Raw genomic sequence first — 12,991 nt, forward strand, 5'->3', positions numbered from 1 at the left:
CATGACCCAGGACAACCTGATCGAAGTCCGCGACCTGGCGGTGGAATTCGTCGCCGGCCAACAGCGCCAGCGCGTGGTCGAAGGCCTCAGTTTCGACATCAAGCGCGGCGAGACCCTGGCCCTGGTGGGCGAAAGCGGGTCGGGCAAGTCGGTCACCGCCCACTCCATCCTGCGCCTGTTGCCCTACCCGCTGGCCCAGCACCCGTCGGGCAGCATCAACTATGCCGGGCACGATTTGCTGACCCTGAAGGAAAAGAGCATCCGGCACATTCGTGGCAACCGCATCGCCATGATCTTCCAGGAGCCCATGACCTCGCTGAACCCGCTGCACACCATCGAAAAGCAGATCAACGAGGTGCTGGCGATCCACAAGGGCCTGACCGGCAAGGTCGCCACCCGGCGCACCCTGGAACTGCTGGAGCTGGTGGGCATCCCCGAGCCGCGCAAGCGCCTCAAGGCCCTGCCCCACGAGCTGTCCGGCGGCCAGCGCCAACGGGTGATGATCGCCATGGCCCTGGCCTGCGAGCCGGAACTGCTGATCGCCGACGAACCGACCACGGCGCTCGACGTCACCGTGCAGTTGAAGATCCTGCAGTTGCTCAAGGAACTGCAGACGCGCCTGGGCATGGCCCTGCTGCTGATCAGCCACGACCTCAACCTGGTGCGGCGCATCGCCCATCGGGTCTGCGTCATGCAGAAGGGCCGCATCGTCGAGCAGGCGCCCTGCGAAGAGCTGTTCCGGGCCCCGCAGCATCCCTATACCCGGGAACTGCTGGCCGCCGAGCCCAGTGGCCTGCCAGTCGCCAGCCAGGTCGGCGCGCCACTGCTGGAAGTGAATGACCTCAAGGTCTGGTTCCCGATCAAGAAGGGCCTGCTGCGCCGCACCGTGGATCACCTCAAGGCGGTGGACGGCATCCATTTCAGCCTGCCCCAGGGCCAGACCCTGGGCATCGTCGGCGAGAGCGGCTCGGGCAAGTCGACCCTGGGCCTGGCGATCCTGCGGCTGATCGCCAGCCAGGGCCTGATCCGCTTCGAAGGCCGGCAGCTGGACTGCCTGTCCCAGCAACAGGTACGACCGCTACGGCGAGAAATGCAGGTGGTGTTCCAGGACCCCTTCGGCAGCCTCAGCCCACGCATGAGCGTAAGCCAGATCGTTGGCGAGGGCTTGCGCATCCATGGGATTGGCACCCTGCAGGAACAAGAACAGGCGATCATCGCGGCGCTCGAGGAAGTGGGCCTGGACCCGCAGACCCGCCACCGCTACCCCCACGAGTTTTCCGGCGGCCAACGCCAGCGCATCGCCATCGCCCGGGCCCTGGTGCTCAAGCCCCGGCTGATCCTGCTGGACGAACCGACCTCGGCCCTGGACCGCACCGTCCAGCGCCAGGTGGTGGAGCTGCTGCGCAGGCTGCAAGGCAAGTACAACCTGACCTACCTGTTCATCAGCCACGACCTGGCGGTGGTCAAGGCCCTGAGCCACCAACTGATGGTGATCAAGCACGGCCAGGTGGTGGAACAAGGCGACGCCCGGCAGATCTTCGACGCGCCGCAACACCCTTACACCCGGCAATTGCTGGAAGCCGCGTTCCTGGTACCGGCAAACGCCGGATAACCCCTGACAGGAGACCGGTGACGAGGCCCTGCCTCATCACCGGAGATGCCAAATCCATGCATGACAAACAATGGACCATGATGGCCCTGGGCGGTCTTTTCGCAATGAGCGTCCAGGCCCAACCGATGACTTTCCAGCCGGACAAGCACAGCACCGTCACGCTTGCCCTGCATGGCCAGCAGGTCAACCTGGAAGTACAACGCAACGGTCACACCCAATCCAGAGAACTGCGGGTGCAGGCCGAAAAGCCACTGCACATCGAGCTCGACGATTTCAACTTCGATGGGGCCGGCGACTTCGCCATCTGGCATGTCGATGATGGGATGGGTACTTACACGATCCACCGGGTGTTCATCTACGACCCGACGCAGGGCGAGTTCGTCGAGCGATTTCCCGCCTGCGGTGATGAATTCCTCAATCTCAAGGTCAACAAGCCCGGGAAATTCCTGGTCAGTACCTACTATCAGGGCAACATCCCAAGACGCTGCCTGACGCGACTCAAACCAGGCTCCGGGGCCTGAGCCACTGCCTGCCGATCAGTCTCGATGCTGGCGCTTGCTGGCCTGCTTTTGCAGGTACATCGCCTTGTCGGCATCGGCCAGCAGCGCCTCCACGTCCGGATGGCGCTCGGCGTTGTATTCGATCTGGCCAACGCTGAAGCGAATGTCGTAGCCGCGCTTCAACGTGGCGTTGCGTTCATCGAGGATCTCGCGCAATCGGGCCATGATGTTCGAGGTTTCCACATGATCGGCGGCGGTCAACAACGCCACGAACTCATCGCCGCCCAAGCGGCCGATCACATCGCTCTCACGAAAGGCGATACGCAGCACATCGGCGAAGGTCTTCAATGCCCCGTCGCCCTCGGCATGGCCATAGGTGTCGTTGATCTGCTTGAAATCATTGAGATCGAAGAACAGCAGCGTCGCCGGTTTCTCCAGGCGCCTGCAGACGCCCAGCGCGTGCCGGGCCAGGGCCTCGAAACCACGGCGGTTGGACAGCAGGGTCAGCTCATCCATGCTGGCCATCTGCACGGCCGCCAGCTCCTGCTCGGCCATGCGCGCCAGGTCCCGCAGCAGCGCCCGTTCCTCGTCGTCCAGGTCCCGGGGCTTGACGTCGATCAGGCACAAGGTGCCCAGCTTGCTGCCGTTGGCCACCGTCAGCGGGCAACCGGCGTAGAAGCGGATCCCGGGGTCGCCCACCACCAGCGGATTGTCATGGAAACGCATGTCCTGTTCGGCATCGCAGACCGTGAGGATCTGGTCGCCAAGGATCGCGTGCCCGCAAAACGAGATATCCCGCGCCGTCTCGCTGGCCTCCAGGCCCATGCAGGACTTGAACCACTGGCGATCGCCATCCACCAGGCTGACCAGGGCGATAGGCACGTTGAACAGGCGCTTGGCCAGGCGGGTCAGGCGGTCGAACCGTTCCTCCGGCGGCGTGTCGAGGACATTGAGCGCCCGCAGGGTCTGGATTCGCAGGGCCTCATTGTTCGGTTTGCTTGGGTACAACATAGCTGACTCCATTCGCGGCTAAGACGGCAAGCGTAGTCCAAAATGGCCAGTGCCTGGGCCAGAGCTGTCGCCAGGCGATAACGCGCCCGCTCACGTACCGCGGGCCGCCATGGCATCCTGCGCCCGCTGCTTGACGAACTCGGGGAGCTGCCGGGCGGGCAGCGACTTGCTGTAGTACCACCCCTGGATCACCAACTCCGAGCTTGAATGCAGGAAATCCAGCTGCTCGCCTGTCTCCACGCCCTCCACCACCACCTTGAGATCCAGGGTCTCGCAAAAACGCAGCAGGCCATTGAGTACCAGTGCACCCTTGGGCTCGCATTGGGCAAGAACGAAGCTGCGGTCGATCTTGATCCCATCCACCGCAAACTGGTGCAAATAGCTCAAGGCGGAAAAACCGGTACCGAAATCATCGATGTAGACCCGTGCCCCCAGCGCATGCAGTTGCCCGATCCAGCGCTGGGTCAACAGCGCATCGCCCACCAGGGCATCCTCGGTGATTTCCACCGACACCTGGCCACCAGCTCGGGCAAGGATCTCCAGCAGGCGCCGACCATGCTCCGCCGACGCCAGGGTGGCACTGGAGATATTGATCGTGATCGGCAGCTCGAAGCCCTCGCGACGCCAGGCCTGATGCTGGCGTACCGCCTGGGAAGCGACCCAGAAATCCACCTCGGGCATCAACCTGGCCTGCCCCAGCCACTGCAGCAACTCCCAGGGCGAGCGCACCTGGCCATCGCGGTCCCGAGCGCGGATCAACGCCTCGCACCCGGTGCAACGGCCACTGTCCTTGTCCACCTGCGGCTGGTACTCCAGGTGAAAGTCGTATTCGCTCAACTGCTGGATTCGCGCCAATTGCAAGGACTGCTGGGCCGCTTGCCGATAGGAGGTCACCATCGGGTCCAGTTCGAACAGGCGGCCCCGCTCTTCCAGGCCATGAAAGGTGGTGTCGAAGGTCTTCAGGTAGACCTGCTCGGCGCCTTCGCCCTGGTACTGGATACTGCGGATATAGGGAATGTAGATCAGCGTACCGATCCCCAGCAGCACCAGTTGCAACAACACCGCGCCCCAATCGCCCTGGGTACTGAGGTAGGCATTGAGCAGTACCGGCGAGGTGAAGGGCACCTCCACCAGTGCCGGGCGCACCCACCCCTGCTGGACCACCAGCAACGCCAGGCTGACGTTGACCATGGGCACCAGCATGAATGGCATCAGCAATCTCGGGTTGAGGATGATCGGCAGGCCGAACAACAGCAGCTCGTTGATGTTGAACAGCGACAACCCCAGGCTGGCCAGGGCCAACAGGCGCATCGAGCGATTGCGAGAAAAACCCAGGATCGCCAGGATCAGCGCCAAGGAACCGCCAGAGCCACCGATGAAGGCGAAACAGCCCAGCAAGCCGCTGTTGAGGGCATAGCGCACAGGACGCCCAACCGCCTGGTCCAGGGCATTGAGCGACACCGCCTGATCCATCACGTCCATGAATGGCTGCATGGCGTGACTGCCATGGATCCCGAAGAACCACAGCAGCGAATTGCTGGCCGTCAGCAACATCCCACCCAGGTAGGGACTGCCCAGCTCGTCGAGGTCCAGCGGCCGCTGGATATAGGCAAACTCCTGGATCTGCAGCAACAGTTGCAGCACCAGTACCAGCAACAGCGAAGTGACGATCCCCGGCAGCACCATATTGATGGTGCTCTGCAGGTTGTAGCCCACCAGGTCCTCGGCGATCAGCCGGGTCCAGCGTCGACGGTGCAGCCAGCCGATGATCGGAACATTGACCAGTGGCGAGGCGATGGCGATGAACAGCACGAACGTCGCCGCCGCCAGCGGGTAATCGCGCAACACGTAGGTGGCGATCACCACATGGGACAGGCAGAGAAAGGCCACGGGAAGCTGCGGCAGACGATGCTGGATCGCCAGCATGTAGCCGATGGAAGCCGCGACCAGCAAGGGAATGATCGAGCTGATGCGATCGTGTAGCCCCGTCAGCAGTTCCACCACCGCCCGCGGAGCTCCGAGGGCCTCTACACACTGGGCGAGTATCAGCAGCACCGCCGAAACCAGCAGGCACGGCAGTAGCCAGAGCAGGCCCTCGCGGATCGAACGCAAAGCCTCGGCCCCTGCCAGGAGCGCCAGGCGATGGGTGAAAAACAGCTTGAGTCGCGGCAGGCGCATCAGCTTCCCCTCCCTTGCAGTCACTACCGACCTGCTACCGGCAGGCATTTCAGGTAGCGCTTCCCCCCCGCACGGCGGCGTTCTATGACCGCTCGAGGCTGATAGCGAAGATACCACTGAAGAAACCCGTATCAGCAAGCATTCAATCGCCCGTGCCCGGCCAGGGCTTGGCTACGCTTGTTCAAGGGGCAGCAGTCGACAAAGGGGCGCCAGCATGCAGCGTATCCAGACCATCACACCCTGCCTGTGGTTCGACCACCAGGCCCAGGAGGCGGCGCAGTTCTACTGCACGGTCTTCGAGCGCTCGCACATCACTCATGTGAGTCACTACGGCAAGGCCGGCTTCGAGTTCCATGGCCGTGCCGAGGGCTCGGTGATGAGCGTGGTGTTCGAACTCGACGGCCAGGCCTTTACAGCGCTCAACGGCGGTCCGGCCTTCACCTTCAACGAGGCGGTATCGCTGCAGGTGCATTGCCGGAGCCAGGCCGAACTGGACCACTACTGGAACGCCCTGGGCTTTGGCGGCCCGCCACAGGCCCAGCAATGCGGCTGGCTCAAGGACCGCTTCGGCCTGTCCTGGCAGATTGTGCCGCAGGTCCTGGCGCAGATGATGTGCGACCCCGACCCGAGCCGTTCGCAACGGGTGATGCAAGCCCTGCTGGGCATGAAGAAACTGGATATCCAGCGCCTGCAGCGCGCCTTCGATGGCAAATCCTGAGCCATCCCCTCTACAATCGCCGGCACCCTGGACAATGGACGACCCTGATGAAGAGCGCCCTGCACCCTGACATCGCCCCGCGTTTCTGGCGCGACCCGGCCCTGCCCTTCATCGAGGCCCGGTCCATCGCCGATGGACGCAAGGTCTGCTACAACCGCCATGCCCATGAGCAGTTCTCCATCGGCTGCATCACCGCGGGCCAGAGCACCTACCTCAGTGAAGGCGAACAGTGGCAGATCGGTGCCGGCACCGTGGTGCTGATGAACCCCGGCGTGGTGCATGCCTGCAACCCCATCGACGACCAGCCCTGGTCTTATCGCATGCTCTACGTCGACACTCCCTGGCTGACCGCCTTGCAGCATGAGCTGGGCTTCGATGCGGCTTCGGGCTTTCGTCCGTTCAGTACCCCCCACAGCGACGACCCGCAATTGTTTGCCGAGCTCGAGACGCTGTACCAGGTCCTGGTGGACGAACGCGGCGATGCCCTGCACAAGCACCGCTGTGCGGTGGCATTCTTCAGCGACCTGCACCAGCGCCTGAACCCGGTCGACAGCCGCCCCCGGGACAGCAACGAAAAGCTCGAACGGGCCGCCCGCTACATCCGCCAACACTGCACCCAGCCCTTGGCCCTGGAAGATATCTGCCAGGCCGCCGAGCTCTCGGCCTCCTACTTGACCCGCGCCTTTGGCCAGCAGTTCGGCATGCCGCCCCATGCCTACCTGGTCAACCAGCGAGTGCAGTTCGCCCAGGCCCGCCTGCGCAGCGGCGCATCGATCGCCGAGGCGGCCCTGGAGGCCGGTTTCGCCGACCAGGCGCACTTCCAGCGGGCGTTCAAGCAGCACTTGGCCGCAACCCCCGGGCAGTACCAGCAGGGCCTCAGGTAAACAGGTACGCCGCACTGAGGGCCAGCAACGCCGCCATGCTGCGGTTGAACAGGCGCATGCCCGCAGGATTGTCCAGGTAGTGGCGCAGGAAACTGCCGGCATAGGCCCAGCAGGCAATCGACAGGTAGCAGATAACGAGATACACCGCGGCGAACAGCCAGACCAGCCGCGTATCGCCGTCGGCGGCAAACGCCCCGATGCCAGCCACGCAAGCCAGCCAGGCCTTGGGATTGAGCCACTGCATCAGGGCGCCGTACCAGGCCGAAGGTGCGCGGACCTGACCGTCGGCAGCCACTCGACCATCATCCCGCACCAGCTTCCAGGCCATGTACAGCAGGAACGCCACGCCAAACAGGCGGATGCCCTGGGTCAGCACCGGCCACTGGCGCAACAGTTCGTTCAACCCCAGGCCCGTCAGTACCAGCAGCAAGGTAAAGCCCAGGGTCGCGCCAGCGACGTGGCCCAGGCTGGCCTTGAAACCGAAACGGGCCCCGCTGCCCAGGGCCAGGATATTCACCGGCCCCGGGGTAATGGATGCGGCCAGGGCAAAGGCCGCCATGGAAAACACTACGCTCATCTCTCGCCTCTCTTGTCCGGATCGAATCGACCGCCGACAGGTTACGAAGCGAGCAACATCACGTATTGAAGAAAACAACCCTGCAATCGTCGTTCAGCTATTGAAACGCGTGACCAGGGCATTGAGCTCATGGGCCGTGGACTCAAGGTCGCCGCCGATGCTGCAGGAGTGCACGGCGATATCTGCGTTCTGGTCCGAGACCCGGGCGATATTGGTGATCTGCCCGGAAATCTCCTCGGCCACATGGGCCTGCTGCTCGGAAGCGGCGGCCATCTGCTGGCTCATCTGCTGGATGCGCTCCATCGCCGTATTGATGCCATCCAGGGCCTGCTCGGTACTGATGACCTGGGCCACCCCGGACCGCGCCTCGACGCTGCCCTGGCGCGCCACTTCCACCGCCTGGCTGGCCACCTCCTGCAAGGTGGCGATGATCTGCTGGATGCTCTGGGTCGACTCCCGGGTCTTGGACGCCAAGGCCCGCACCTCGTCGGCCACCACCGCGAAGCCGCGGCCCTGCTCGCCGGCGCGCGCGGCCTCGATGGCGGCGTTGAGCGCCAAGAGGTTGGTCTGCTCGGCAATGGAATGAATCATGTTCGCCGCCAGCTGGATCGACTGGGTTTCATTGGCCAGGCCTTGGACCGACTGGCTGACCGTGTCCACGGTAGCGGCCAGTTTCTCGATCATGACCCGGGTCCGCCGGGCTTCCTCGGAACCGACATGGGTCAGCTCGTTGACCCGGTCGGCCGCCGAGGCGGTGTCCTGCACATGCACCGAGACCTGGGCGATGGACGCCGCCATCTGGTTCATCGCCGTGGCCGCCATGTCCGCCTCGTCACGCTGCTTGCCCAGGGCCGACTCCGCCTGGCGCGACAGGTTCTGGCTGGTGGAAGCCAGCTCCGCGGCCTGGTTGGCATAGTCCCCGAGGCGGCTCAGGGCGGTACGGATCTTCGCCGCCTCGCTGATCAGGATCATCTGCAGGCGCGCTACCGGCCCACGCTCGTCGGTATAGGTGCGGGCAATCAGTTCGCTATCGAAGCTGCCCAGGGACACCGCGCTGATGCGCGCCAACAGCCGCCGGGTGCGATAGGCGCCATGGGCCTGCACGGCGAACAGCCCGGCCACGGCGCAAGCCAATCCGGCCCAGGGTCCACCCAGCCAGCTGGCCAGGGCAATGGCGGCCAGGGCGAGCAGCGGCGGTAGCAGGATCTCGCCAGCCACCAGCAGCCGCTGGCTCCAGGGCATGGCCATGTCGGCGCCACGCATGCGCTGGTAGAGGGCTGCGGCCCGCTCGACCTGCTCGCGCTCGGGCTTGACCCGCACCGACTCGTAGCCGGTGATCACCCCCGCGCTGAAAATCGGCGTGACATAGGCATTGACCCAATAGTGGTCGCCGTTCTGGCAGCGGTTCTTGACGATGCCCATCCAGCTCTTGCCGTCCTTGAGGTAGGACCACATGTGGGCGAACACCGCCGGCGGCATGTCCGGGTGGCGCACGATGTTGTGCGGGCTGCCGATCAGTTGTTCGCGGGTGAAACCGCTGACCTCGACGAACTCGTCGTTGCAGTAGGTCAGCTTGCCGTGGGAGTCGGTGGCGGAGATGAGCCGCTGCTCGGCGGGGAACACCCGCTCGCGCTGGGTCACTGGGAGATTGTTCTTCACCTTGAAAAAACCTCGCAGGAAGTCTGTTGATTGCCCGTCATGATCGAACCGCAACTGCGCATCCTGCGATGACTCGAAGACTGCTCCTGCCCCCGGCAGGACTTCCCCGGCAGTCGGCGCCGGTGGAGTCGAGTGTAGATAGCGGCTTGGTGAGCGCTATCGAATACGCGGTGGAGGCAGGAACGATCCGGCAACAATCTGCAAAATCCTTGACGTGGATCAATACATAGCCTGGCAACTGAAAACCTTTCTGAGAAAGCTTCGTGATGGTGTAGCACAAGCCTGGTCCCGGGACCCTGCGTCGCACCCGGGGAGGATTGACAAAACGCCGGACGGTTATTGAAACTGGGCGCCTTGTTTGCGAGCCGGCCACCACCATGCCCCACGCCACCTTCCACGCTCCGCGCGCCATTGGCCAAGTTGCCAAGGCCCCGGCGTGGATGGCCTGCAGCCGCAAATCGAAGAAACAGCCGCTCATGTGACCGGGGCGCTGTGTCCCGTCAGATGAGCTGACAGGACCTCGCCACGGAACACCCCCTTGCCGACCGCCCCTCTACTCTTCTGACGACGACCCGACGGTCAAGCATCAGGAGAATATGCATGTCATCGTTTCAAGGTATCTGGGTCCCCATCGTCACGCCCTTTCGCCACGGCGCCATCGATTTCGCCGCCCTGCGCCGCCTCGCCGCCCACCTGCTGGAGAGCGGCGTGGCCGGACTGGTAGCCTGCGGCACCACCGGTGAAGCCGCCGCCCTGGACAAGGCCGAACAACTGGCGGTGCTCGACGCCCTGCTGGAACTGGCGCCTGCCGGGAAAGTGCTCATGGGGCTGGCGGGCAACAACCTGCCGGCCCTGCTGGACCTGCAACAACGCATCCTGGAACGTCCGGTGGCCGGCCTCCTGGTGCCGGCGCCCTACTACATCCGCCCCTCCCAGGCCGCCCTGGAAAGCTTCTTCGGCTACGTGGCCGATGCGTCCAGCGTGCCGCTGATCATCTACGACATCCCGTATCGCACCGGCGTGGCCCTGAACCAGCAGACGTTGCTGGCGATCATCCGCCACCCGCAGGTCGCGGCGGTCAAGGACTGTGGCGGCAACCTGGACAAGACCCTGGCCGTGCTGGCCAGCGGTGAAGCGCAGGTGCTGTGCGGCGAAGACCTGCAACTGTTCAACGCGCTCTGCCTGGGCGCCAGCGGCGCGATCGCCGCCTCGGCGCATATCCGCCCGGACTTGTTCGTGCAGTTGCAACGCCAGGTGGTGGACCAGCAGCTGGACGCCGCCCGCGCCACCTTCATGCGCCTGGCACCGTTGATCCAGGGCTTGTTCAGCGAGCCCAATCCGGCGCCGGTCAAGGCCTTGCTGGCCCATCAGGGATTGCTCGAAGCACAGTTGCGGGCACCGATGGAGGATTGCAGCGCAGCAACCGCCGAGCACCTGCAGCGCCTGCTGGCCGCCTTGTAGCCCGCAAACCGGCTCCAGCCCTCGCGGCAGGAGCCGGCAGGCCGTTCAGCGCACCGGAGGAACGCGGATCTGCCCGGAGCGGCACTGGGTCTTCACGCCCTTACCGCAGTCGGCGAACTCCAGGTCCTTGCCCAGGCACACCCGCACTTCAGACAGCTCCGGCCCGCTGCACAGGACCGCCACGCCATTTTCAGTGATGCCCGGGTTGCTCTGGCGCAACTGCTGGGCGATTTCCGCCGCCTCGTAGTAGCGCACGCTGGTGGAGGGTTGCAGGGTCTCGGGAATCTTCACCTTGCCCAGGGCCTGGTCGGCCTTATCCAGGTAACCCATGGCACCCAGGCCACTGCAGGTACCGTGCTTGCTCCACTCATGCTTGAGCAGCTTCTCGGTAGGGAAGAGGGTCAGGCCCTTGGCGATTTCCTCGCGGTTGAGCTGGGTCAAGGGGGGACACGATTGCGGCCAGCCGCCCCGGGCATATTGCGGCCACAGGCCATGCAGGACGAACCCGTAGCCCTTGCCCGAGCACTGCTCGTTGTCCGGATGCATCAGGCAGAAGGTCGGCGACCAGGACAGGCTCAGCAAGTAGTAGTCGAAGCTGCCGGCTACCGAATCGCGTTGCTGCTTGGGCGAACGCGCGTCGCTGACCCCCACCATCCCCAGGGTCAGCGCCAGGGCTGCCAGCAGGGTGAAAAACTTTCTCATCGTGACCTCTCCTTGAAAAACAGACGTGTCCCTGCCCGGATTGCGGGACGCTGCCGATCCAACAGGGCGGATCCTTATTGGCACGCAGGCGTTGCAGGAACATGACAGGAACGCCAAGGCGCCCCCGGATAGCCGGTCAGCGTCGGCGCGCCAAGATACCAGCGAACCCGGACGAAAGCAGGACGGCAACCCAGGGTCGAGCGCAAGATCCGCGGTTAGGGAGAGAGGTTCTTCGCGCTCGCCGATGGATCCGGCTCCTGGACGAAAACGCTGTACCGCGCGCCCTCCATGGCCTCGAAGGCGATGAGTTTCTGCACCAGGGGTTCGCTCAGCACCTTGCCGGCATTGAGCAGCAACATGCCATTGTCGGCATTCAGGTTGCGTCGCAGGATCATGCCGCCCTTCAACTCACGGGTCCCCAGGACCTTCACCGTCGGGTCATCGACCGTCACGTCGTCGAGATAGGCCGCGCACACCCGGACGAAATCCTCCACCAGGTTCGGGTCGTACAGGCGGCCGGCATATTTGCGGATGAACAACAAGGCCTCGTCGCTGTTCAAGTGGCGCTCCAGGACCAGCCCGGACTGCAGCTCAATGAAATCCACAGCCAGCTTCAGCAGTCGCGCGCCCCAGGGAATGGCTTCGCCCTTGAGATGCTGGGGAAAACCGCTGCCGTCCCAGCGCTCCTGGTGATGCAAGATCAGCCGGGCGGCATCCTGCATCGGTTCCAGGGCCATCAACAGCGTTTCACTCTGTCCCGGATAGGCCCGGTAGCGCTCTTGCTCGGAATGGCGCAGCAGGTCCGCCGGTGCGGTCAGCATGGCATCGCTCCAGCCCAGCTTGGCGATGTTGTAGAGAGCGGCGGCCATGGTCAGGTCGCGACTCGCGGCTTCGTCCAGGCCACGATCCTTGCAGCAGGCCCTGACCAGCTCGATGATCTTGCGGTTGGTCTGCTTGTCCGCCGGAAGACGCAGGTTGGCCAACAAGGAAAACACCTCGGTTGCGGTCACGTAGCTGTGCTTGAGCTCTTCGTAGGCCAGGTCCAGCATGTCCGCGGTCTGCTGCAACTCCGCGGTCCGCGCGGCCACCCGTTGCTCCAGGGTGGCGTTGTTGGCCTTCAGCTCGCGGTTCTGCTCCAGCACTCGCTGCTGCAAGCGCTTGAGTTCCCGCTCGGCCTGCTGGTACTGCAGGTTCTGGCGCAATACCAGCAACAGCTCCTGGTCGTTCCAGGGTTTGTTCAGGTACTGATGGATTTGGCCTTCGTTGACGGCCTTGACGATGGTGTCCAGGTCGGCATAGCCGGTCAGCAGGATGCGCCGGGTGGCCGGGTGGCCCTCGCGCACCTTCGCCAGGAGCGTGGCACCGTCCATGCCGGGCATGCGCGCATCGCTCATCACCAGGTCCACGGGCTGCCGCGCCAGGATATCCAGGGCCTGGGCCCCACTGTTGGCCAGCAGTACTTCATAAGGCTGGCCGCGCAACAAGCGACGCAGGCTGTTGAGAATCGGCTCTTCATCATCGACCAGGAGCACTCTTGGCCGCTCGGCCGGGGTCAGGGCTGGTTGTTCTTCCATGGCTGTTCTCGAGCAAAGAGGTGGGGGCGGACCGCCCCCTGTGGCCCGCCTTCGACAAGGCTAGATGATTTTTCCCCACCGGCCATGCCAACCACAGGCGAAATGACGGCGAGCT

General features: G+C 64.2%; 11 protein-coding genes. 5 read left to right on the forward strand and 6 right to left on the reverse strand.

Annotated features, from left to right (window positions below; all coding sequences use genetic code 11):
• Window position 1 precedes the first annotated feature (1 nt).
• Both ACK6AU_RS15660 and ACK6AU_RS15665 read left to right on the forward strand, forming a co-directional pair.
• Window positions 2-1,612, forward strand: a complete 1,611-nt coding sequence (locus tag ACK6AU_RS15660) for an ABC transporter ATP-binding protein (RefSeq protein ID WP_185701226.1) — start codon at window positions 2-4, stop codon at window positions 1,610-1,612.
• 56 nt (window positions 1,613-1,668) lie between these two features.
• On the forward strand, window positions 1,669-2,133 hold the full coding sequence (locus tag ACK6AU_RS15665) for an XAC2610-related protein (RefSeq protein WP_409299914.1): 465 nt from the start codon (window positions 1,669-1,671) through the stop codon (window positions 2,131-2,133).
• Between the two features lie 15 nt (window positions 2,134-2,148).
• Here ACK6AU_RS15665 and ACK6AU_RS15670 read toward each other — a convergent pair whose 3' ends face one another.
• Both ACK6AU_RS15670 and ACK6AU_RS15675 read right to left on the reverse strand, forming a co-directional pair.
• On the reverse strand, window positions 2,149-3,123 hold the full coding sequence (locus ACK6AU_RS15670) for a sensor domain-containing diguanylate cyclase (protein ID WP_185701228.1): 975 nt from the start codon (window positions 3,121-3,123) through the stop codon (window positions 2,149-2,151).
• Window positions 3,124-3,213: 90 nt separating this feature from the next.
• Complete coding sequence (locus ACK6AU_RS15675; RefSeq protein WP_409299916.1) at window positions 3,214-5,301, reverse strand: EAL domain-containing protein; 2,088 nt, start codon at window positions 5,299-5,301, stop codon at window positions 3,214-3,216.
• A gap of 214 nt (window positions 5,302-5,515) precedes the next feature.
• Between ACK6AU_RS15675 and ACK6AU_RS15680 the strand changes: the two genes are divergently transcribed.
• Together ACK6AU_RS15680 and ACK6AU_RS15685 are read left to right on the forward strand one after the other, a co-directional pair.
• On the forward strand, window positions 5,516-6,019 hold the full coding sequence (locus ACK6AU_RS15680) for a VOC family protein (protein ID WP_409299918.1): 504 nt from the start codon (window positions 5,516-5,518) through the stop codon (window positions 6,017-6,019).
• Window positions 6,020-6,066: 47 nt separating this feature from the next.
• Window positions 6,067-6,903: an AraC family ligand binding domain-containing protein gene (locus tag ACK6AU_RS15685; protein WP_409299920.1), complete on the forward strand. Its 837-nt coding sequence runs from the start codon at window positions 6,067-6,069 to the stop codon at window positions 6,901-6,903.
• Here ACK6AU_RS15685 and ACK6AU_RS15690 read toward each other — a convergent pair.
• Together ACK6AU_RS15690 and ACK6AU_RS15695 are read right to left on the reverse strand one after the other, a co-directional pair.
• Window positions 6,896-7,480, reverse strand: a complete 585-nt coding sequence (locus ACK6AU_RS15690) for a LysE family translocator (RefSeq protein WP_409299922.1) — start codon at window positions 7,478-7,480, stop codon at window positions 6,896-6,898. The genes ACK6AU_RS15685 and ACK6AU_RS15690 overlap by 8 nt on opposite strands.
• Window positions 7,481-7,573: 93 nt before the next feature.
• Entirely contained in the window at window positions 7,574-9,139 is a 1,566-nt protein-coding gene (locus ACK6AU_RS15695) for a PAS domain-containing methyl-accepting chemotaxis protein (RefSeq protein WP_185701233.1), read from the reverse strand.
• Window positions 9,140-9,739: 600 nt separating this feature from the next.
• On the opposite strand from ACK6AU_RS15695, the gene dapA reads away from it, so the two are divergent.
• Window positions 9,740-10,600, forward strand: coding sequence for a 4-hydroxy-tetrahydrodipicolinate synthase (dapA, locus tag ACK6AU_RS15700; RefSeq protein WP_409299925.1), 861 nt, complete (start codon window positions 9,740-9,742; stop codon window positions 10,598-10,600).
• A gap of 45 nt (window positions 10,601-10,645) precedes the next feature.
• Here the strand turns inward: dapA and ACK6AU_RS15705 are convergent, their stop codons facing one another.
• Complete coding sequence (locus ACK6AU_RS15705; protein ID WP_185701235.1) at window positions 10,646-11,302, reverse strand: ribonuclease T2 family protein; 657 nt, start codon at window positions 11,300-11,302, stop codon at window positions 10,646-10,648.
• A gap of 215 nt (window positions 11,303-11,517) precedes the next feature.
• Window positions 11,518-12,876: an HD domain-containing phosphohydrolase gene (locus tag ACK6AU_RS15710; protein ID WP_409299927.1), complete on the reverse strand. Its 1,359-nt coding sequence runs from the start codon at window positions 12,874-12,876 to the stop codon at window positions 11,518-11,520.
• Window positions 12,877-12,991 lie beyond the last annotated feature (115 nt).

The organism is Pseudomonas sp. KCJK8993, from assembly GCF_046230915.1.
Taxonomy (GTDB): Bacteria; Pseudomonadota; Gammaproteobacteria; order Pseudomonadales; family Pseudomonadaceae; genus Aquipseudomonas; species Aquipseudomonas piscis.